Origin of the sequence: Nocardia sp. NPDC058244 (assembly GCF_042882065.1) — a bacterium.
GTDB lineage: Bacteria > Actinomycetota > Actinomycetes > Mycobacteriales > Mycobacteriaceae > Nocardia.
Window position 1 is genome coordinate 376,281 of the sequence record NZ_JBHVWX010000001.1, and the last position, 21,224, is coordinate 397,504.

Consider the following 21,224-nt stretch of genomic DNA (forward strand, 5'->3'; position numbering starts at 1 on the left):
GCCAAATGCGGCCTGCACCAAGAACTTTTGCGACAAAGAGGGCCGCCGAGCAGTGGTTGTCGACGACCGAGGTGCAGATTCTCAGCGGCGACTGGATCGACCCTGAGCGGAGCAAGATTGCCGTTGATCAGTACATCGAAAGGTGGATTGACCAGCGCCCCCGCCTCCGGCCGAAGACTCTCGACTTGTACCGGTGGCTACTGCGCGCTCACATCCGGTCGACTTCGCTCGGTGGTACGGAGCTCGGCAAGCTCACAACTCCGATGGTTCGGCAATGGCGTTCGGACCGCCTCGCGGCGGGCACGTCGGAGATCACGACCGCGAAGGCGTACAGGCTCCTGCGGGCTGCGCTGAACACCGCCGTTGATGAGGATCGGATCCTCCCGCGCAACCCCTGCCGGGTCAAGGGCGCGGGAGACGAAGACAGTCCGGATCGGCCGGTGTTGTCCATTGCTCAGGTGTTCGCGCTTGCCGGCGCGGTCCCGGAGAGATACCGCGTGCTTGTCCTGCTTACCGCGTTCCTGTCGTTGCGCTGGGGCGAGGCTGCCGCGCTGACGCGTGCGGACTTCGCCGATGGAGCGGCCAGTGTGCGAATTGGCAAGGCGCTGGTGGAGATAGCGGGGCAGGGGCTGGTGGTGGCTCAGCCGAAGTCGCGGGCTGGTGTCCGCACGCTGACCGTCCCGGAAGACATCCGCCGGGACGTTCTGGCGCACCTGCTGATGTACGTCGACAACCGGCCGGATGCTTACGTGTTTACCGGGCTGAGGGGGAATCCGCTGCGCCGGTCGAACTTCACCCAAATCGTGAAGTGGAAGAAGGTCGCGACCTCGGTTGGACTCGCGGGAATCCACTTCCACGACCTGCGGCACGCGGGAAACATCTGGGCGTCGAAATCTGGAATGTCGACCAAGGATCTCATGGCGCGGATGGGTCACGACGACATGCGGGCAGCACTGATATACCAGCGGGCAACCGACGACGCCGAACGCCGCATCGCTGACGATCTGTCGCGGATGGCGAAGGAGTACCGGGAAGGCCGCTCCAGTGCCTGAGTGGCACGTGTGTGGCATGGCGGCCCATCGGGAGCGTTCCGACCAGAACCGCAGAAACGACGAAAGCCCCCAGTTGACCTGGGGGCTTTCGTGTTGAGCCGATGACGGGAATCGAACCCGCGCTGTCTGCTTGGGAAGCAGAAGTTCTACCATTGAACTACATCGGCGTGCGTTCATCGAACGCGTTCGCGACTCTATCAGACCGGCTCGTGTGCCGGTCAACTCTTTGATTCGGCGAGTGGGCGTCGACCGGTGTTGACGGGTGGGCGGGGTGAAATCGGGTCGTTTCGGCGGGGTGGCGTTCTACAGTGCGTCGACGGGTCCGCACAGTTGGTCAGCGTTGCGTGCGGGGTCGGTTGGGCCGCGGTGTGCGGCGTAACAGGTTCTCCGGCTCGATGTTTCGGCTCGGTGGCGTCGGGTCGGGTGGGGCCGGGATGGCGAAAGGCTGACTGGATGAAGCGGGTTCTGTTGGTTCCGGCGATCGCGGCGCTGGCCGTGCTCGGGGCGGGGTGCTCGGACGATTCCGGGTCCGAGACCGGGACTACCACCAGTAAGACGACCACCAGCGCGACGACGACCACGTCGGCCGAGCACGGCGGTCACCAGGAATCGACCGCGCCGCCGGCCGAGACCAACGCGCCGGTCCCACCGGCCGGGCCGGGCGACATCGTCGACCCGAACACCGAGGCGCCGCCGACCGGGCCGGGCGGGATCGTGAACCCGACCACCGAGGCGCCGCCGCCGACCGGCCCCGGTGGGATCGTGAACCCGACCACGGCGGCGCCGCCGCCGACGGGACCGGGCGGCATCGTCAACCCGACCGTGAAGTCACCGCCGACCGGGCCCGGCGGCATCGTCCAGCCGACGCAGTAGCGCCCGGCATTCCGCCGTCGGTGGCCTCGCCGGTGACATCGATTCGCCGAGGCCACCGACACGGGTGCCCGCGCGCTCCGGGGGTGGGGGCGGTCTACCTGCGGCATCAGGCTGCTTACACTGGGCGCGTGCTGCTCTCCGATCGTGACATCCGGGCCGAGATCGCCGCTGGGCGTCTCGGTGTCGAACCGATGCTGGATTCGATGGTGCAGCCGTCGAGCATCGACGTGCGCCTGGACGGGTTGTTCCGGGTGTTCGACAACAGTCGCTACACCCACATCGACCCGGCCATGCAGCAGGACGAGCTGACCAGCCTGGTCGAGCCCAAGCCGGGTGAGCCGTTCGTGCTGCACCCCGGCGAGTTCGTGCTCGGGTCCACGCTCGAGGTGTGCTCGCTGCCCGACGACCTGGCCGGGCGGCTGGAGGGCAAGTCGAGCCTGGGCAGGCTCGGGCTGCTCACCCACTCGACGGCGGGGTTCATCGACCCGGGGTTCAGCGGGCACATCACCCTGGAGCTGTCGAACGTGGCGAACCTGCCCATCACGCTGTGGCCGGGGATGAAGATCGGGCAGCTGTGCCTGATCCGGTTGAGCAGCCCGGCCGAGCACCCGTACGGCAGCGCCGCGGCGGGCTCGAAGTATCAGGGGCAGCGCGGGCCGACGCCGTCGCGGTCGTACCTCAACTTCCCCTTGCCGCCCGCCTCGCTCAGCGCCGTCGAGACCCGCTGAGGGGTCACCGCCAGCGCCAGGTGCAGCACCAGCGACAGCGGCGGCAGCACGTCCTCGCGGCTCGGTGGCCGCACCCAGTGACAGCCCTCGCGGCTCCAGCGGCCCAGGCTGGTCGGCAGCATGACCGCGCTGCCGACGCCGGGGATATCGATATCGAGACCCGCCAGCTCGGTGATCACCTCGGCCGGTGGCCGGGCGTCGGGTTCGGTGAGCAGGCTCCAGCGGATCTGCCTGGCCAGCACCGGACCGGCCCGGCGTTGCTCCCGTAAGGTCGCGAGCACCGACTCGGCCCGCGTGGTCGGCAGATGCACCACGCAGAGCCGATCGGTGATCGGCAGCATCACGAAGCCACCGCGCTCGCGAACGGGTAGCCCGAATTCGCGCTGGTAGCAAGACACCCAGTCATCGACAGTTCTGGCTTCCACCTTTCCAGGATCGCTGCTACGCGTGCGCGCGACCACTGCCCCGCACCGCCCTTTCACTGCCTCAGGCAACCGATTCCGCGAAGATGTGGTGTGTCTCACTGTCGCACTCGTACTCTGGAGGCAGTAGTCCGTCGGATGAGGTGACGCCGTGGTCGGGGAGTGGACAGGCAGGGAGGCCAGAGCTCTTCGCGATGCCAAACGAATGAGCATCCGGGAGTTCGCGGCTCATCTCGGCGTGCACGAACGCCTGGTCTCGAAATGGGAGGCCGGTGGCGCGCGGGTGCGTCCGCGGCCGGTGAATCAAGCCGCGCTCGACACGTCGCTGGCTCGGTCCGACGACGTCGTCCGCGCACGTTTCTCTACTCTTTTGGCGCCCACCGGCGCCGACGCCGACCTGCTCGCTTTCGTCGACGCCGGTGCGATCAAAGGCGCTGTGTCCGAGGTGATGTCGGAGAGGGAGTTGATCATGGCGGCTGCGCACGAGGCGAGCGAACACGCGGCCGCGGCGGAGAGCACCAATGTGGGCGCGACGACGCTGGCACAGCTCGACGCCGACGTCCGGCGCATCGCCAACGAGTACGTGCACGCCGCGCCCGCGCCGATGATGGTCGAGATGCTGCGGGTGCGGCGCCGGGTGTACCGACTACTCGACGGGCAGCAGAAGCCCGGCGACACCAGTCACCTCTACCTGCTCGCGGGCACCCTGTCGGGGCTGATGGCCAACGCCAGCACCGACCTGGGGTACCTCGACGCCGCGGGCGAACAGATCAGGGCCGCTTGGGCCTACGCCGAACTCAGCGGGCACAACGGCTTACGCGCGTGGACCCGCGGCATGCACGCGCTGATCGAGAACTGGTCGGACCGGCCGCGCAACGCGGTCCAATTGGCGCGCAGCGGTCAGGAATTCGCCGGGCAGGGCCTGGCCCGGGTCCGGCTGCTCAATATCGAGGCCAGGGTGTGGGCGCGGCTGGGCAGCGACGCCGAGACCGACCGGTGCCTGCGTGCCGCCGAGACGGTCGTCAGCGACCGGCGCGACGAATTGCACGACGAGATCGGCGGCGTGTTCGGCTTCGGCGCGCCGAAGGCCGCCTACTACGCGGGCGCCACCTGCATCCAGCTCGGCCGCGCCGAGCAGGCGCTGGCCGCCACCGAACGGGCCATCACCCTGTACTCCAGCGGGCCCGCCCTGCAGCGCTCCTACGGCGCCGAATCCCTGGCCCGGGTCGACAACGCCGCGGCCCACCTCATCAACGGCAGCATCGACGGCGCCGCCGACGCCCTGCGCCCGGTCCTGGGCTTGCCCGAGGACCGCCGCATCGCCCAGCTCGGCGAGCGATTGACCGGGGTGCGGCGCCGGATCGCCGCGCCCGCCTATCGCGACGCGCTCGAAGCCCGCCAGCTCGACGAGCGGATCGAGGAATTCTGTGGCGCCACCGCCGCCGCGGGCCTGCCACCAGGCAGATGAGGGGCGGTGCGCCGGAAACCGGTTTGCGGCGGATGGCACCATTGGTCGGGTGAGTCCTCAATCGCCGCATGTGCCGCCGCGCGTTCTCGAGCAGTCGAAGAAGCTGCAGGACGTGGTCTACGAGATCCGTGGGCCGGTACACGCACACGCGGCGCGTTTGGAGGCCGAGGGGCACCGCATCCTCAAGCTGAACATCGGCAATCCCGCCCCGTTCGGGTTCGAGGCGCCCGACGTGATCATGCGCGACATGATCGCGGCGCTGCCGTACGCGCAGGGGTACTCCGAGTCCAAGGGCATCCTGTCGGCGCGGCGCGCGATCGTCACCAGGTACGAGCTGGTGCCCGGTTTCCCCGAGCTCGACGTCGACGACGTCTACCTGGGCAACGGCGTTTCCGAGCTGATCACCGTCACCATGCAGGCGCTGCTCGACAACGGTGACGAGGTGCTGATCCCGGCGCCCGACTACCCGCTGTGGACGGCCATGACCAGCCTGGCCGGCGGCACCCCGGTGCACTACCTGTGCGACGAGGCCAACGGCTGGCAGCCCGATATCGCCGATATCGAATCGAAGATCACCGACAAGACCAAGGCCCTGCTGGTGATCAACCCGAACAACCCGACGGGTGCGGTGTACTCGGCGGAGGTGTTGCAGCAGATCGTCGACCTGGCGCGCAAGCATCGCCTGCTGCTGCTGGCCGACGAGATCTACGACAAGATCCTCTACGACGACGCCAAGCACATCTCGCTGGCCTCGCTGGCGCCCGATCTGCTGTGCCTGACGTTCAACGGCCTGTCCAAGGCGTACCGGGTGGCGGGGTACCGCTCCGGCTGGCTGGCCATCACCGGGCCCAAGGAGCACGCGGCCGGTTTCCTCGAGGGCATCGATCTGCTCGCCTCCTCGCGGCTGTGCCCGAACGTGCCCGCCCAGCACGCGATCCAGGTGGCGCTCGGCGGGCACCAGAGCATCGAGGACCTGATCCTGCCCGGCGGGCGGTTGCTCGAGCAGCGCGACGTGGCGTGGGAGCGGCTCAACATGATCCCCGGGGTGTCCTGCGTGAAGCCGCGGGGCGCGCTGTACGCCTTCCCGCGACTGGATCCGAATGTGCACGAGATCCACGACGACGGGAAGCTTGTGCTCGATCTGTTGTTGCAAGAGAAGATCCTGATGGTGCAGGGCACCGGGTTCAACTGGCCCGACACCGACCACCTCCGGATCGTGACCCTGCCCTGGGCACGGGATCTGGCGGTGGCGATCGAGCGGTTCGGTAACTTCCTCGCCAGTTACCGTCAGTGAGTCCTCACCTCACGGGGCCGTGACCAGTGAGTTTCAGGGGTCTGGGCAATCTGGTCATCTGTATAGATAGACCAAAACAGACTCCGAGTTCGGAATCACGGAGATTTTGAAGAGCTACTAGTGCAAAAGTCCAAGTTTTGTGTACAGTAGTCCTCGGCGCTTCGGCGCCCGGCCCGGTTGTCTACCCCCCCTGGACAATCGAGAGCCTCAGGTAAGCGCGCCTACCCCCCTGGGCGCCTGCCTGCGGGCGGCGGAGACATCCCCCTGCTCTCCGCCGCCCCCACAACGTTCCGCCTCCCCGGGATTCAGGCCAGACCTGAGTCGCGGGGAGTTTTGCGTTGGCGGCCGGCGGTTGGTGGGTGGGTTTCGGTAGCCCGTTCCCGGTGAGTTACCCATGTTCTTGCGTGGTCGCGGGGTTGCTCTGGGTCGTTCTTGAAAACGACATCCTTTAAGCTTTGCCCGGTGAGCGATCATCATCACCACCATCACCACGATCATTCGGGGCCCATCGCTATCGGGGCCACTGCGGCGAAGGTCGTTGTGGGGCTGCTCGCGGTGATCGGGGTGGTGGTGCTGGTGGCGACCGCGATGCTGTGGCCTAGCGCGCAGCATGTCGAGATTCCGTTGCCGATGCAGACCGTGTCGGGTGGGGCGGTGCAGACCGAGGCCGGGACCGTGGTGCTGCAGGACATCGGGCCGTGCGGGAGTCCGTCGAACGGGCGGGTGTTCACCGGGCAGCCGATCGAGCCGCGGGCCGCCTCCTACACCTGTCAGCGCAGCGTGGTCGACATCCGCTCCGGACCGGACGAGGGCAAGAAGACGCTGTTCGAAATCGCGCCGGGACCGGGACAGCCCGACCTGCGGGCGGGCGACGACATCCGGATCGTGCGCGCGGCCGACCCCAGCGGCACGACCATCTACGACTTCGACGACTACTCGCGCGGACTGCCGCTGCTGGTGATCGTGCTCGCGTTCGTGATCGTCATCTGCGTGGTCGCGCGGTGGCGCGGGTTCCGGGCGCTGCTCGGGCTCGTGTTCGCGTTCGCGGTCGTCGTCATGTTCCTGCTGCCCGCGCTGCTCGACGGCAAGCCCGCGATCCCGGTGGCGCTGGTGTCGGGCGCGCTGATCCTCTACGTGGTGCTCTATCTCGCCCACGGGGTGAACCTGCGCACCAGTTCCGCGCTGCTCGGCACGCTCGCCTCGATGCTCGTCGCGGCGCTGCTGTCCTGGGTGGCGCTCGAGATCACCAATCTCACCGGGTTGTCCGAAGAGCAGAACACCAACGTGGCCACCTACATCCAGCACGTCAGCATCACCGGATTGCTGCTGGCCGGGTTCATCATCGGTTCGCTCGGTGTGCTCAACGACGTCACCATCACCCAGGCCTCGGCGGCGTTCGAGCTCGCCGCGCTCGACGAAGGCGCGTCCCGCGGGGAGATCTTCACCGCGGCCATGCGGGTCGGGCGCGACCACATCGCCAGCACCGTTTACACCCTGGTGCTCGCCTACGCCGGTGGCGCGCTGCCGCTGCTGCTGCTGTTCAGCGTCGCCGGACGGTCCATCAACGACGTGCTCACCGGCGACGCCGTCGCCATCGAGATCGCGCGGTCGGCGGTCGGTGGCATCGCGCTGGCCCTGTCGGTGCCGTTGACGACCCTGATCGCGGTGCTGCTGGCCCGGCCGTTCGGCGCCAAGCAGGTCGCCGCGCCGCCGCAGCGGGCCCGGCACGCCAGGAACTGAGCGCTACTGGCCCGCCGGCGGGAAGCCGGGCAACACCACCGGCGGGATCGTCGGGACCACGATCGGCGGCAGCCCCGGCACCACGGTGATGGTGTTGGGGCCCTGCGGCGGCGGGGTCGAGGTGGTCGGCTGCGAGTCCTGCCTGGTCACCGGCGGCGCGGCCACCGTCGCGTGCACCGCGTCGGTGGTCGGGGCGGCCGCCGAGGACGGGCCGGCCAGCGTCGGCCGGGGCGCGGTCGACTCGGGCACCGCCTGGGAGCCGTCGCTGGAATTGCCGCGCTCTAGCACCTCGGGGCCGTAACCGAGCCCGAGGCCGATCGCGGCGACCACCACGAGCGAGCTCACCGTCAGCACGGCGGCGTTCAGTTCGCGGCGATTGTTGCCGTTGCGGCTGGTCAGCGAACTCAGCGGCCGACGACGGCGTGCGGGCGCGGTCAGCCAGGCCGGTGTCGCGTCGTCGATCTCGGTCATCGGGGCGGGAGCCGGGCTCGCGGGGGCCTGCTGGACCTGCGCGGGCCGCGCGAGCAGCGCTGCGCCACGGGCCAGCGCGGTCTCCGGCTCGGCGGGCACGATCACCGGCACCCCGATCGTGCGCTCCAGCACCCGGGCGATGAGCGGAATCCGCGCGCCGCCGCCGATCACCATGATCGCCTGCACGGGATGCTGCGCGCGGATGATCACATCGCGGGTCATCCGCGCCGACGACTCGATCGCCAGCATCATCAGCGCTTCGAAGTTCTCCTGGGTGAGCAGTACCAGGCCCTGCTCGCTGGGCAGCGCGACGGCGTTGGTGCTCGACAGCTGCTCCTTGGCGGCCCGGCACAGCGCGTCCAGCTCGGCCAGGCCCACCGGGTCGGCCGGGTGCGCGATCCGGCCCGAGGCGATCTGCTGCTCCCGGATCAGCGAATCCAGGTAGTCGCCGCTGATGTCGCTGATCCGCTCGCACTGGTAGACGTCGCTGGTGCGGGCGTTGACCACGCTCACCGTCAGACCCGAACTGCCCAGGTCGTAGACCGCCAGCGTGGACACCTCGCGCATATCGGTGGTCGCGTGCGCGAAGTGCACGGCGGCAACCGCTTCGGGAACCAGCTGATAGTTGGTGAGCTGACGCCGGGCCATCGCGGCCCGGATCGCCCTGGCCTGCGGTTCACTGCGGAAGGTGACCGTGGTGGCCGCGACCTCGGGCGCGGCGGCCAGCGTCGCGGCGATCGTGTCGGCGGCCGATTCCTCGGCCTGGTGCTCGGGCATCGAGATGGTGTGCAGCTCGAACGAATACGGCGGGACGAATCCGTGGGGACCACCGTGTTGCGGGCGCGCGAGGCGCACCGTGCCGGCGCCCACCGATACTCCCAATACCGCGCTCATCAGCTGCCCATCTCGTTCCCTACTGCACGACATGCGGAGCCTGCACACTCGGAACCATGCCCGGCAGCCCCCGCTTGGATCGCCACTCTACGGGGTACCGAGTCCGGCGTACACCCACCCGGCGTCCCGCCAGGCAGTACGGTCCAGGCAATTGCGGCCGTCGATGATCGACCGGGTCCGCACCACCGGATCCAGATCGGCGGGGGTCAATGCCGTGAACTCGTTCCATTCGGTCAGGACCAGGACCACGTCGGCGCGATCGCAGGCCTCGGCGACCGAGGTGGCGTAGTTCAGCGTCGGGAAGACCCGCCGCGAATTCTCCACCGCCTTCGGGTCGTACACGGTGACGACCGCGCCGTGCAGCTGGATCATCCCGGCGACGTTCAGCGCGGGCGAATCGCGCACGTCGTCGGACTCCGGCTTGAACGCCGCGCCCAGGACCGCCACGTTCGCGCCCAGCAGCGAGCCGCCGCAGGCCCGCGCGGCCATGTCGACCACCTTGGTGCGGCGGCGCATGTTGATGTTGTCGACCTCGCGCAGGAACGCCACCGCGTGATCGGCGCCCAGCTCACCGGAGCGGGCCATGAACGCGCGGATGTCCTTGGGCAGGCAGCCGCCGCCGAAACCGAGTCCGGCGTTGAGGAATCGGCGGCCGATCCGGGCGTCGTAGCCGAGCGCGTCGGCCAGCATCGTCACATCGGCGCCGGTCGCCTCGCAGACCTCCGAGACCGCGTTGATGAACGAGATCTTGGTCGCCAGGAAGGCGTTCGCCGAGACCTTCACCAGTTCGGCGGTGGCCAGATCGGTGAGCAGGAAGGGGATCTCGGCGGCGATCAGATCGGCGTAGATCTCGCGGATCTGCTCCTCGACCCAGGTCGATCGTTCCCGGGCGTGGTCGATGCCGAGGACAAGGCGATCCGGGCGCAGGGTGTCCTGCACGGCGAAGCCCTCGCGCAGGAACTCCGGGTTCCAGGCCACCTCGACGTCGACGTTCGCGGCCGCGCGAGCCCGTTCCCCCAGGGCCGCGGCGGTGCCGACCGGCACGGTGGACTTGCCGACGATCATCGCCGGGCGCTCCAGCATCGGCGCCAGCGTGTCGACCACGGCGTGGACGTATTTCAGGTCGGCGCCGTACTCGCCCTTCTTCTGCGGTGTGCCGACACCGAGGAAGTGCACGTCGGCGTGGGCCGCGGCGTCCTCGTAGTCGGTGGTGAACCGCAGGCGGCCGGCGGCGAGGTTGCGCTGGAGCACCTCGTCCAGACCGGGTTCGTAGAACGGCACCACACCGTCGGCCAGTTTGGCCACCTTGCCGGGATCCACATCCACCCCGACCACATCGTGCCCCAGCTCGGCCATACACGCGGCATGCGTGGCCCCCAGGTACCCCGTTCCGAAGACTGTGCATCGCATAGTTCAGTTGGTAAGCCGCGCGCGTGGCTACGCCGCGTCAGCGAGGCAAGAGCGGGCGCAACATCTGGTGTACAGGGGGAGACATCGGCTGGTCGGCGGCTTTCGCGAGGCCGCTACCTGCGGCGATGGGTGCTGTTGGGGTGCAAGGTTCGGATCGTGGGTGTGCAGGGTGTCCGCGGGAGTGGACGTGTCGGTGGGGTGGGGTGGTCGCGCGTCGCTAGCATCGGGCCGGTGCGCCGGTCCGTTGTCGTCCTCGGTGCGCTGCTGCTCGCGGTGATCGTCGCGGTGGCCGCGCTGTGGCCGGTGTATGTGCGCCCGCGCGTCGACGTGCCGCTGCCCGCCGACGCGATCCTGGTCCTCGGCGGCGCGCACGACGGTCGCGAACAGCTCGGCTTGCGACTGGCGGCCGAGGGCTACGCACCCCGCGTCCTCGTCTCCAACCCCTATGAACACAGCCCGATGGTGAACCGGATCTGCCACGGCGGCTACAGCTTCGAGGTCATCTGCTTCGACCCCAGCCCCCGCACCACCCTCGGCGAAGGCCGCGAACTGGCCCGCCTCGGCGCCGGCTGGACCCGCGTCATCGTCGTCACCTTCACCCCGCACATCTCCCGCGCCCGCTACCTCCTCGGCAGCTGCTGGCCGGGCGAACTCCTCTTCGTCGACCCGAAACCCCACCTCTCCCCGGCCCGCTGGGCCTGGGACTACGCCTATCAGTCGGCGGGATACGTCAAGGCCTGGTTCGCCGACTGCTGACGCGAATTCAGTTGCCAACTACTTGCCAGTACCGGCTTTTCGGTTGCCGTGGTGGGTATACGCTCGCGCAGCACTCCTGTCGGGGGGAGCGCGGTGGGGCGGTCACGAGGCCGTCCTGACGTCTGTGAGCAGGGGAGATCGGAAATGAAACATGTGACGGTGGCTGGACGGTTGATCGGTGTAGCCACGGTAGTGCTGATCGGGGCGACGGGCTGTGCGGTCGAGAGCGCATCGGGTGCGCAGACCTCGTCGGTCGCGGTGCCGCCGCCCACCACAGTCGCCGCGGCCGGCTCCTCGGTGGTCGTGCCATCGGCGACGTCTTCCGCACCGGTGGCAGCCGGTCCGCCGGTGACCACGGCGCCCGCTGCCGCTCCAGCGCCCGCGGCGCTGATGCCCGCGGTGGTGTGTATGAACCTGCAGGCGGCGCAGGACACGATCCAGGCCGCGGGTGTGTTCTTCTCCCAGTCCAAAGATGCCAGCGGCCGTGGCCGGGCACAGGTGATGGACCGCAATTGGGTTGTCGTCGCCCAAGAACCGGCACCAGGGATGCCGATCGGGGAGGCAGAAGCGGTGCTGTCGGTGGTGAAGACCGACGAGCCCAGCCAGTGCTGAACACTTCCTGAGTCTGCGGACCGGTCCGTCGCAGAAGGCGTGAACGCGAGTGAGGCGCGGATTCCGGGGAATCCGCGCCTCTCGCTGTGTTCAGTTGTCAGTTCTTGCGGCCGGGGGCCTTCGCGCCGGACTTGAAGCCGAGGCCGCCGGGCTTGGCGGTCGGCGGGGCCACCGGCGGGGTGCCGTTGCCGTTGGTGGGCTCGGCCGGGGTGGCCGGTTCCGCCGTGGCTTCGGGCTCGGCGGGGGCCGTCGGCTCCGCCTGGGCCGTCGGCTCAGCCGGGGCCGGGGTGGCCGGGGCTGCGGCGCCGGGGGCCTTCGGGCCGGGGCGCTTGAAGCCGGACTTCATGGCCAGGCCCTTGGCGGCGACCGTCGGCTTGGTCTCGGTGGGGGCCGAGACCGGTTCCGCGGCGGGAGCTTCGGCGGCCGGGGCCGCTGCTGCTGCCGGAGCGGCGGCCGGAGCCGCGGCGGCGGGGGCCTTCGCGCCGGGAGCCTTCGCACCCGGAGCCTTGGCACCGCCCTTCATGCCGAGACCCTTGACCGGCGGGGCGGCCGGTGCGGGTGCGGCTTCGGCGGGCGCCGCGGCTTCGGCGGGAGCGGCCGGAGCCTTCGCGCCGGGGGCCTTCGCGCCACCCTTCATGCCGAGTCCGCCACCGGGCGCCTTGGCGGCACCCTTCATGCCAAGACCCTTGACCGGGGCCGCGGGGGCCGCGGTCTCGGCGGCGGGCGCCGCGTCGGCTGCCTTCGCACCCGGCGCCTTCGCACCGCCCTTCATGCCGAGGCCGCCACCGGGCGCCTTCGCGGCACCCTTCATGCCCAGACCCTTGGCGGGTGCGGCCGCGGCAGGCGCGGCTTCGGCGGCGGGCGCCTGCGCACCCGGCGCCTTGGCGGCACCCTTCATGCCGAGTCCGCCACCGGGCGCCTTGGCGGCGCCCTTCATGCCGAGGCCACCACCGGTCGGCGCGGCCTTCGGGGCGGCCTCCTCGGCCACCTCGGCGACCGGCGCGGGTTCCGGCTCGGGCTCGGGCTCCGGTTCGGCCTTCGGCTCCTGGACGACGAGCAGGTTCGCCGACAGCTCGGCGGCGTCGACCCGGGTGATCGAGTCGAGCATCAGCTGCGCGACGTCGACGACCTCGACGCCCTCGCCCTGACCCTGCTCCTGACGCGCGGTGACACCGTCGGTGAGCATGACGCGGCAGAACGGGCAGCCGGTCGCGATCTTGGTCGGGTTGGTGGACAGTGCCTCGTCCACGCGGTCGACGTTGATGCGCTTGCCGAGCTGCTCTTCCATCCACATCCGGGCGCCACCGGCACCACAGCACATGGACCGCTCGCCGTGGCGCGGCATCTCGACCAGAGTCGAACCCGAGGCCGCCATGAGCTCACGCGGCGCGTTGTAGATCTTGTTGTGCCGACCCAGGTAGCAGGGGTCGTGGTAGGTGATGTTCTGCGACACCGAGGCCACCGGCACCAGCTTCTTCTGCCGCACCAGGCGGTTCAGCAGCTGAGTGTGGTGCACGACCTCGTAGGTGCCGCCGACCTGCGGGTACTCGTTGTTGAGCGCGTTGAAGCAGTGCGCACAGGTGACGACGATCTTCTTCTTCGACTGCTCGACACCCTCGAACACCGAGTTGATGACCTCGATGTTCTGCATGGCCAGCTGCTGGAAGAGGAACTCGTTGCCCGCGCGGCGGGCCGAGTCACCGGTGCAGGTCTCCTCGGCGCCGAGCACCATGAACTTGGTGCCCGCGGTGGCGAGCAGCTCGGCGACCGCCTTGGTGGTCTTCTTGGCGCGGTCCTCGTAGGCGCCGGCGCAGCCGACCCAGAACAGGTACTCGTAGCCGTCGAAGCTGTCGGCGTCCTTGCCGAAGACCGGAATGTCGAAGTCGACTTCCTTGATCCAGTTGAGGCGGTCCTTGGAGTTCTGGCCCCACGGGTTGCCCTTGTTCTCCAGGTTCTTGAACAGACCGGCGAGCTCGGACGGGAACTCCGACTCGATCAGCACCTGGTAGCGGCGCATGTCGATGATGTGGTCGACGTGCTCGATGTCCACCGGGCACTGCTCGACGCAGGCGCCACAGCTGGTGCAGCTCCACAGGACCTCGGGGTCGATGACGCCGTTGACGTCTTCGCCACCGATCAGCGGGCGCTCGGCCTCGAGGCGCGCGGCCTCGGGGATCTTGGCCAGCTTCGCCTCGTCGGGCTTGCCGTCGGCGTCGACCAGGCCGATCTCGTCGCCACCGGGATCCTTGCGGCCACCGGCCAGCAGGTACGGCGCGGCGGCGTAGCCGTGGTCGCGCAGCGACATGATCAGCAGCTTGGGCGAGAGCGGCTTGCCGGTGTTCCAGGCGGGGCACTGCGACTGGCAGCGACCGCACTCGGTGCAGGTGCTGAAGTCCAGCCAGCCCTTCCAGGAGAAGTCCTCCATGCGGCCGACACCGAGGTTGTCGACATCGGGGTCGACGTTCTCCATGTCCAGGACCTTGCCGTTGGACATCATCGGCTTGGCCGCGCCGAGGGCGACGCTGCCGTCGGCCTCACGCTTGAAGTAGATGTTCGGGAAGGCCGAGAACCGGTGCCAGGCCACGCCCCAGGTGATGTTGCGGCCGACCACGAACAGCCAGACCATGCCGGACATCAGCTTGACGAACGCGAAGATCGAGATCAGCGTGACGTTGGCCGGGATGATCTTGGCGATCTGCCCGGTGATCGGGTCGGTCCAGGTGGAGTGCCCGGTCAGCGACAGCACACCGGCCTTCACCAGCACCATGCCGATGCCTTCGGTGAGCACGACCCACTCGACGAAGTACGCCGGACCGAACTTCGAGCCGCTGAAGCGCGACAGGCGCGCGGGCAGGCGCGGGTGGTTCAGCTGGCGGATGATCATCAGCGTCGCGATGCCGACGACGGTGCCGACGCCGAGGATCTCGTCACCGAGATGGAACCACCAGGTCTCGCCGATGAACGGCCACGACCAGGTGGGATCGAAGGTCTGCCCGTAGGCCATGAACCAGAACTGCGCACCGGCGAGGAAGCCGATCATGACCAGCCAGTGCGCCCAGCCGACGGTGCGGAACTTGTTCATCCGCGTGTGCGCGATGAACTCCACGATCATGGTCTTGAATCGCGGGAAGAACGGTCGCCACCGATCCGGCGCGGACTGGCCGATCGTCACGGCCTTGCCGATCTTCCACGCGCCGCTGAGGAACGACGCCCAACACAACAGGCTGAGCAGTGCTCCAATCGTGCCCAACGTGATTGTCAGGGCATTCATGTCGCGACCTTTCTTTAGAGGCAACACGAGGGTCTTGGGCGAGACGGACTCACCCGGTTGGCTCGTATCGTAACCGGCGCTAAGTTACCGGCCAGTAACTACCGGTGTCCACCGTAGGATCGGCATTTGCGCTCTGACCTTGTTTACTGCGGCTTGACCTAGGTTTTGCCTGTGAGCAATGTCACATAAATGTTTGCCGAAAGGTTCCTAGGGCTGCTGGTGAACACCGTAAACCGTGCGTGATCTGCGACGGAGCTAAGGACAGGCTTACTCCGGCTGTCGAGATTCCTTCTGGCCTCAGCGGATTCGGTCCATTAGGCTCCAGCTGTTCTGTCTGCTGTGCCGGTCTTCACACTGCTCGGGGAGAAGTAAGGGACACCTCACGGTGTGTCCCTGCTTGACGAGTCTCGCGTGTCGCGGATCGCACGCCGCACCACACCTGATGGATTGGAACCTTAATGAACTTCCGTAGGACCACTGCGGCTGCCGCACTGGTTATCGGCGCCATGACCGTGTCGCTGGGGACCGCGCACGCTGAGCCCGTTCCCGCGGCTCAGGACATCAAGTACTCGGTGAAGCTGGTCGACAAGACCATCGTCGCCACCCTGCAGAACGGCACCTTCGCGATCGTCGAGCAGGACGGCGAGACCCCCGAAGCGCCGAAGACCAAGGTCGCCGAGATCAAGGACACCACCGGTGCCACGGTCGTGTCGCTGCCGATCGACTTCACCGTCAACGGCACCGAGATCCCGACCAAGTCCGCCGTCACGAAGGACAGCACCGTCCTCGAGCTGACCCCGGAGAAGCCCGAGGGCCTGCAGGTGGGCACCGAGCCGGTCGGCGTGAAGCCGGTCCTCAAGGCCTCGCCGATCGCCTCCGCGCAGGAGAACCAGAAGGCGATCAACGACTTCGCCAGCAAGTTCAGCATCGGTACCGCCATCGGCACCTTCGTCGGCACCGCCATCGGCGCCCTCGTCGGCTGCGTCTTCGGTCTGCCGCTGTTCGGTGTCGGCTGCCTCGCCGGCCTGCCGCTGGGTGCCGCTGTCGGTGGCATCCTGGGCATGATCGCCATCGGCGGCCCGACCATGCTGGCCGCGGGCGTCGAGCTGCTCAGCGTGATGCAGGCGCCCGAGGGCACCACCGTGTGGGCCGAGAAGCCGAAGGCTGTCGCCGCCCCCGCGCCGGAAGCCGCTCCGGCCAACTGATCCACCGCCGTACCGCGAAGGCCCCGCTCCGATCCGGAGCGGGGCCTTCCGCGTTTCTCAGTCCAGGACCAGCTCCCCGGACACCGATTTCGCGCCGTCAGCGACCCCGTGGCGGCCGAACGTGCGCTCGGCCATGGTGTAGCGACCGTCCTCGCGAATCAGCAGCACGGTGCTCGCGCGGGTGCCGTGCAGATCGTGGGCGACGAAGCGCGCGGAGACGGACCGCTCGAATTCCAGGGGGATGCCGGTGTGCGGCAGGCGGTCGTCGGGCGCCTCGGTGCGGTCGGCCAGCAGGGTGAAGTAGTCGTCGACGGAATCCGGTGCGGTGGCGACGATGTCGCGCAGGCCGGTCAGGCCGCTGTCGACCTTCGGCCACAGCGGCGGGGCGCCGGCGCCGAGCACCGCCGGGCGGGCCTGGGGATCGCTGTGGACGGATCCGGGCACGGTCGCCACGTGCGCCGCGTTGGACAGCCCGTGCAGCCCCGGCGCCAGCTCGGTGGGGCCCACGCCGCTGCGGTTCGACTGCCACCACAGGCTGCGCAGATCGCTGACCAGCAGGTTGTAGCCCACGTAGGCGTCGGGAGCGGCCCCGGCCACGTCGGCCAGATACTCGGGCGGGCGGTCAGCGCCGCGCAGGTAGTCCATCAACAGCGCCCCGCGGGAACGCGGGCGCGCGGGGGTGTCCTGGGGATCACGGACATTGGTGACCGCGGCGAAGCGGGCCGCGTCGGTGCGCAGGCCCAGCCAGGTGCCCACCGCGATCGCGCCCAGATCACGTCCGGCCAGCAGCCCGGGCTCCTCCGGCCAGTAGCGCAGCGACTCGGTCGCGCGGGTGTAGAACTCGTCCCGGTTGGCGGCCACGATCAGCCGGTACTCGGGGTGCGCTCGCCAGGCGAGCAGAACCAGACACATGACCCCAAGCATGCCCTGGACACCGAAAAGGCCGGTAGCGCACTGCTACCGGCCTTTCTGGCTGCTCTGTGCCTGCGGTGTGACCCGCGATCAGTTGGTGCGGACCGCCAGGCCCGGGTTGTCCGAGAGGACGACGCTCAGCGGCTGCGCGAACAGCTGCGGGACGTCACCGGTGATCGCGCCGATGATGTTCGGGATCTCGCAGATCGGGTAGTCGGCGACCGACGATGCGCTGGAGATGCCGAGGGCGAGGCGACCGGTCACGATCGCGCCACCCGAATCGCCGGGCAGGGCGCAGATGTTGGCCGAGAAGCTCTGGGTGAGCTGACGGTCGCCGACCTGGACGGTCTGGTCGACGCCGTTGATGATGCCGCAGCTGAAGCCGGTGCGCGAGCCCGACTTGCAGACCGGGGCGCCGACGACCGGGGTGGCCACGCCGTCGACCGCGATCGGGGCGTTGCCCGGCACGCGGACCAGGTTGTTCTCGAAGCGCGCCCGAGCGTTGTCGTTGATCCGGATGATCGAGTAGTCCTGCTCGCCGAGCACCGACTTCTGGAAGGTGCCCAGCTGGGCGCCCGCGCGATCACCGTTGAGCTCGTAGACGGCCGCGGCGTTGCCGGTGCCCGCCGAGCCGATGTCGGGGTTGCAGTGGCCCGCCGAGATGTTGATGACGTTGCCCGCGCGGTCGGTGCCGTTGAAGCCCAGCGAGCAGCGCAGCGAGCTACGGCCGATCACCGAGGCGAAGCCGTCGCCGCCGGCCAGGGCGCCGTTGCCGTCGCCGGCGACCGGGGTGGCCGACAGGTCGACACGCTCGCCCGCCACCGGCGGCGCGGTGACGACGACGCGGGACGGGTCGATGAAGCTCGGCAGCGGCAGCCCGGCCTGCTCGACGCGCACCGCGATCGCGTTGTTCACGGTGTCGATGACGACGCCACGGACCAGGTTGGCGACCTCCGGCGGCGCGGCGGCCAGCCAGTTCTCGAACGCGGTCTTCTCGCCACGCAGCGCGGACTCGCTCTTGGCGACGTTGCGGACCTCGAAACCGGCCGACTGGGCGGCCTCGCGGGCCTGGTCGGCGCCGGGGCCCTGCGCGAGCGCGACGACGGCGTTACCGGCGTCGTTGAGCCACGCGCCGGCGAAGGCCTGCGGGAACTGGCGCTGCGCGGTGGTCGAGAACGCGGCGACCTGCTGCGCGACATCGGCGCGGCGCAGGTACTCGTCGGGGGAGATCTTCAGATCCCGGGTGACCGCCTCGATCAGCTGCGCGGGCAGGTCGGCAGCGGGCGCGGGCTGCGCGTCGGCGACTGCCATGGTGGGGCCGAACAGCAGAATCGCCGCCGAAGCGGCGATCACGGACTTCCGAGCTCTTCTCGAGCTTCGCGCGGACGGGGTGCGACCCATACGTGGCAGGAGCATGATCGAACTATATGGGCTGGAGCGGGTTATGCCTACTCGGACCGGGCAAGAGATTTCGCTCACCCGGTCCGGTCCGGCGATTCGTTGTGAGGTCAGCCTGCGTTCGGCTTGGTACGCACGGCGATTCCACTACCGAGACCCCCACCGGAGGTGGCCTCGATATCGGCCAGGATCGGCCGGATCGGCACGCCGAGCGAGGCGGTGCCGCCGTACGGGGCCAGCTGGGTGTTGGCCTCGGTGCAGTTGGGCGCCTCGGCGGCGTTGGAGCCGCTGGTGATGCCGAGCGCCAGGGTGCCGGTAACGATCGCGCCGCCGCTGTCACCACCGAGCGTGCAGGCGCTGCTGGCGAAGCCGCGGATCGTCTTGCTGACGCCCTCGGCTGTGAACAGCTGGGTCTCCACATGGTCGGCGGAGACGAAACCGCAGGTGAAGGTGGAGGACTGGCCGGTCTTGCAGACCGGGGCGCCGGTGACCGGTTCGGCGGTGCCGGTGATGTACAGCGACGTCCCGTTCGCGCCGCGCACCCGCGGCTGGTCCATGCCCGCGTTGACCGCGCGCTCGTTCAGCTTGATCACCGAGTAGTCCAGCGCGGCGGGTCCGCCGAGCACGGCTTTGGCGAACGAGCCGACCTCGGGGCTGTTCGGGATGTCGCGCACGTTCGGCACGTAGACCGGCGCGGAGCCGCCGTTGTCGACGTTCGGGTTGCAGTGGCCCGCCGAGATGTTGAGCGCGTTGCCCGCGGCATCGGTGCTGTTGAAGCCGAACGAGCAGACGTCGACGCCGCGCAGCGTCGTGTCGTGCAGGTCCTTGGTCGCGGTGATGTAGGTGTCGCCGCCCATCGGCTTGTACTCGACCGGACCGCCGCCGCCGGGGGAGAGCACGACTTTGATGGTGGCGATCAGGGTCGGCAGGTTGAGCAGGTGGCCGGGGCCGGTGTTGGCGATGTTGAGCACCAGCTGGCTGTTGAGCGCGTCGATGGCGATCGAGCTGATCGGCGCCGAGATCTCGCGCGGCAGGCTCGCGATCCACTGCGCCAGCTGCACCAGCGCGCCCTCCAGGCCGCCTGCCGAGATCGGGGCGAGGTGGGTCTGGTAGCCGTCGGCCGCGGCGATCTTGCCCGCCTCGGCGTTGGTGACGGCAATGACGGCCTTGCCCTCCGGCGTCATCCAGGCGCCGGCGAAGGTGTCGGGGTTCTCGGCACGGAAGTCGCTGGCGTAGTCGCGCAGCTGCTGCGCGCGGGCGGCGCGGTCGAGGTATTCGGTCGGGGTCATCCCGAGGTCGCGCGAGAGTGCCGTCACCAGCTCGGCCGGTAAGGCGTCGGCCGAAAGCTGAAGGGGCGCCGAAGGTTCCGCGGTCGCGACGCCGGAGCCGAACAGAGGTGCCAGGAGAACAGTCGCGGCGAAACCGGCGGAGGCTGCCTTGACTGCGGCGCGACGCGCCACCAACTTGCGCATGAAATCCCTTCGTCGGCACGAGTGATCGAGACCACCGCCGGCGGCTGTGATGTCGATCAGCGCATCACTCTAGGGCACGGGCGCGCGGAGGGCGCGGTTACCGTACCCCCGCACCGGATCAGTTGTATCCGGGAATCCGCATGGGCGAGGGGAGATACCCCGGCGGGTACGTCTGGAACGGCAGCAGCGGGCGGGTCGTGCTGCGGCCGGGCGGGGTCGACGGGTCGGTGGTCGTCGGTTCCGGCGTGGTCGTCGGCGGCGCTTCGGTGCTGGTCGACGGCTCCGGCTCGGGCTCGGGCGTCGTGGTGACGGCCGGCGCGCGCGTGGTCGGTTCGACGACCGGCGGCGGCGGGGGCAGCGCGGGCGTGGGCGTCGGGGTCACCGTCAGCGAATCGGGGCGGGCGTCGGAGATCGGTGGCGGCGGGGTGGTGTCGCTACCGCGCAGCATCACCGAGACCGCGACGCCGCCGAGCAGCAGTCCGATCAGCGCGGCCGCGGCGATCAGCAGCGGCGTCCGGCTGCGCTGGGGTTCCGGCGGTTCCACCGCGACGACCGGCAGCGCCGAGGTCGGGGTGGCCAGCGCCTTCGTCGGCTGCGCCGTCACCGGCATCGCCGCCGAATAGGCCTGCGCGGTCGCCGCGGGCCGGGCGAGCGCGGGGATCACGTCGGTGACGACGAGGGAGTTCTCGGTGACGATCGGATCGGGCGGTGTCGCGCCCGCGGGCGTCGCCAGCACCGCGACCAGCGCGGCCTCGGCGGCCGACGTCGCGAACGAGCGGCCGGGATCGATGCCGTCGGCGGGCGGGGGCAGTTCGTCCTCGCCCAGCAGCGCCACCGACTTCAGGCCCAGATAGTCCAGCGCCTCGCGCACGCCGCGCACCACCTCGGGCGTCCACTGCGCCGGATGCGTCGCGTAGAACTCAGCCGGGCCGCTGAGGTGCTCGGTGGTGAGGTCGATCAGGCAGAACATCGCGGTCGCCAGCAGGTCCTCGGCGCGGTAGGCCTCGCCGCCGTCGACATCGATGCCCGCCGGGTCGCCGATCGCGCGCACGAAACCGGCGATCGAGTGCGCGTGCCCGGAGGGAGCCGGTCCGCCGAGCGCGGCGTCGCCCTCGTCGGACATGTGCAGCAGTGCGTCGCGTTCGACGAGCCGCACCGTGCCGTCCTCGGTGACCACCGCCGCGATGCACTCGTCATCGGCGATGCGCAGGCCGACCCCAGTGGCCATCCGGTTTACCTCGCTTCG

Annotated in this window: 17 protein-coding genes and 1 tRNA gene; 9 read left to right on the forward strand and 9 right to left on the reverse strand. The window is 69.4% G+C overall.

The window, feature by feature from the left end:
• Positions 1 to 56: 56 nt before the first annotated feature.
• Positions 57 to 1,052, forward strand: a complete 996-nt coding sequence (locus ACFVW6_RS01740; protein WP_378824185.1) for a tyrosine-type recombinase/integrase — start codon at positions 57 to 59, stop codon at positions 1,050 to 1,052.
• Between the two features lie 96 nt (positions 1,053 to 1,148).
• Here the strand turns inward: ACFVW6_RS01740 and ACFVW6_RS01745 are convergent.
• A tRNA-Gly gene (locus tag ACFVW6_RS01745) sits at positions 1,149 to 1,219 on the reverse strand.
• Between the two features lie 286 nt (positions 1,220 to 1,505).
• Here ACFVW6_RS01745 and ACFVW6_RS01750 point away from each other — a divergent pair.
• Together ACFVW6_RS01750 and dcd are read left to right on the forward strand one after the other, a co-directional pair.
• On the forward strand, positions 1,506 to 1,925 hold the full coding sequence (locus tag ACFVW6_RS01750) for a hypothetical protein (protein WP_378824184.1): 420 nt from the start codon (positions 1,506 to 1,508) through the stop codon (positions 1,923 to 1,925).
• 128 nt (positions 1,926 to 2,053) lie between these two features.
• Positions 2,054 to 2,653, forward strand: a complete 600-nt coding sequence (dcd, locus tag ACFVW6_RS01755; RefSeq protein ID WP_355274869.1) for a dCTP deaminase — start codon at positions 2,054 to 2,056, stop codon at positions 2,651 to 2,653.
• On the opposite strand, the gene ACFVW6_RS01760 is transcribed toward dcd, so the two are convergent.
• Positions 2,566 to 3,078: a hypothetical protein gene (locus tag ACFVW6_RS01760; RefSeq protein WP_378824183.1), complete on the reverse strand. Its 513-nt coding sequence runs from the start codon at positions 3,076 to 3,078 to the stop codon at positions 2,566 to 2,568. The genes dcd and ACFVW6_RS01760 overlap by 88 nt on opposite strands.
• 202 nt (positions 3,079 to 3,280) lie before the next feature.
• Between ACFVW6_RS01760 and ACFVW6_RS01765 the strand changes: the two genes are divergently transcribed.
• The 3 genes from ACFVW6_RS01765 (at position 3,281) to ACFVW6_RS01775 (ending at position 7,577) form a co-directional block, all read left to right on the forward strand.
• The gene (locus tag ACFVW6_RS01765; protein ID WP_355274864.1) at positions 3,281 to 4,543 is read left to right on the forward strand and encodes an XRE family transcriptional regulator; all 1,263 of its coding nucleotides are present in this window, start codon (positions 3,281 to 3,283) and stop codon (positions 4,541 to 4,543) included.
• A 40-nt stretch (positions 4,544 to 4,583) separates the two neighbouring features.
• Positions 4,584 to 5,837: a pyridoxal phosphate-dependent aminotransferase gene (locus ACFVW6_RS01770; RefSeq protein ID WP_218716750.1), complete on the forward strand. Its 1,254-nt coding sequence runs from the start codon at positions 4,584 to 4,586 to the stop codon at positions 5,835 to 5,837.
• Between the two features lie 462 nt (positions 5,838 to 6,299).
• The gene (locus ACFVW6_RS01775; protein WP_378824182.1) at positions 6,300 to 7,577 is read left to right on the forward strand and encodes a YibE/F family protein; all 1,278 of its coding nucleotides are present in this window, start codon (positions 6,300 to 6,302) and stop codon (positions 7,575 to 7,577) included.
• Positions 7,578 to 7,580: 3 nt separating this feature from the next.
• Here the strand turns inward: ACFVW6_RS01775 and ACFVW6_RS01780 are convergent, their stop codons facing one another.
• Positions 7,581 to 8,942, reverse strand: a complete 1,362-nt coding sequence (locus ACFVW6_RS01780; protein WP_378824181.1) for an Hsp70 family protein — start codon at positions 8,940 to 8,942, stop codon at positions 7,581 to 7,583.
• Between the two features lie 87 nt (positions 8,943 to 9,029).
• The gene (locus ACFVW6_RS01785; protein WP_357342175.1) at positions 9,030 to 10,352 is read right to left on the reverse strand and encodes a UDP-glucose/GDP-mannose dehydrogenase family protein; all 1,323 of its coding nucleotides are present in this window, start codon (positions 10,350 to 10,352) and stop codon (positions 9,030 to 9,032) included.
• 231 nt (positions 10,353 to 10,583) lie between these two features.
• Here ACFVW6_RS01785 and ACFVW6_RS01790 point away from each other — a divergent pair, with 231 nt between their 5' ends.
• Positions 10,584 to 11,108, forward strand: coding sequence for a YdcF family protein (locus ACFVW6_RS01790; protein ID WP_378824180.1), 525 nt, complete (start codon positions 10,584 to 10,586; stop codon positions 11,106 to 11,108).
• A 192-nt stretch (positions 11,109 to 11,300) separates the two neighbouring features.
• Positions 11,301 to 11,720 (forward strand): hypothetical protein, encoded by a 420-nt coding sequence (locus tag ACFVW6_RS01795; RefSeq protein ID WP_378824179.1) that lies wholly within the window; start codon positions 11,301 to 11,303, stop codon positions 11,718 to 11,720.
• 97 nt (positions 11,721 to 11,817) lie between these two features.
• On the opposite strand, the gene ACFVW6_RS01800 is transcribed toward ACFVW6_RS01795, so the two are convergent.
• Entirely contained in the window at positions 11,818 to 14,991 is a 3,174-nt protein-coding gene (locus ACFVW6_RS01800; RefSeq protein WP_378824178.1) for a (Fe-S)-binding protein, read from the reverse strand.
• A 506-nt stretch (positions 14,992 to 15,497) separates the two neighbouring features.
• On the opposite strand from ACFVW6_RS01800, the gene ACFVW6_RS01805 reads away from it, so the two are divergent.
• Entirely contained in the window at positions 15,498 to 16,196 is a 699-nt protein-coding gene (locus ACFVW6_RS01805; protein ID WP_365008913.1) for a hypothetical protein, read from the forward strand.
• 57 nt (positions 16,197 to 16,253) lie between these two features.
• On the opposite strand, the gene ACFVW6_RS01810 is transcribed toward ACFVW6_RS01805, so the two are convergent.
• The 4 genes from ACFVW6_RS01810 to ACFVW6_RS01825 all read right to left on the reverse strand — a co-directional run bounded on the left by ACFVW6_RS01810 (position 16,254) and on the right by ACFVW6_RS01825 (position 21,206).
• Entirely contained in the window at positions 16,254 to 17,108 is an 855-nt protein-coding gene (locus tag ACFVW6_RS01810; protein WP_378824177.1) for an NRDE family protein, read from the reverse strand.
• A gap of 90 nt (positions 17,109 to 17,198) precedes the next feature.
• Complete coding sequence (locus ACFVW6_RS01815) at positions 17,199 to 18,461, reverse strand: S1 family peptidase (RefSeq protein WP_355274836.1); 1,263 nt, start codon at positions 18,459 to 18,461, stop codon at positions 17,199 to 17,201.
• A 155-nt stretch (positions 18,462 to 18,616) separates the two neighbouring features.
• Positions 18,617 to 19,978 (reverse strand): S1 family peptidase, encoded by a 1,362-nt coding sequence (locus tag ACFVW6_RS01820; RefSeq protein WP_378824176.1) that lies wholly within the window; start codon positions 19,976 to 19,978, stop codon positions 18,617 to 18,619.
• A gap of 118 nt (positions 19,979 to 20,096) precedes the next feature.
• On the reverse strand, positions 20,097 to 21,206 hold the full coding sequence (locus ACFVW6_RS01825) for a hypothetical protein (protein ID WP_378824175.1): 1,110 nt from the start codon (positions 21,204 to 21,206) through the stop codon (positions 20,097 to 20,099).
• Between the last annotated feature and the right edge of the window lie 18 nt (positions 21,207 to 21,224).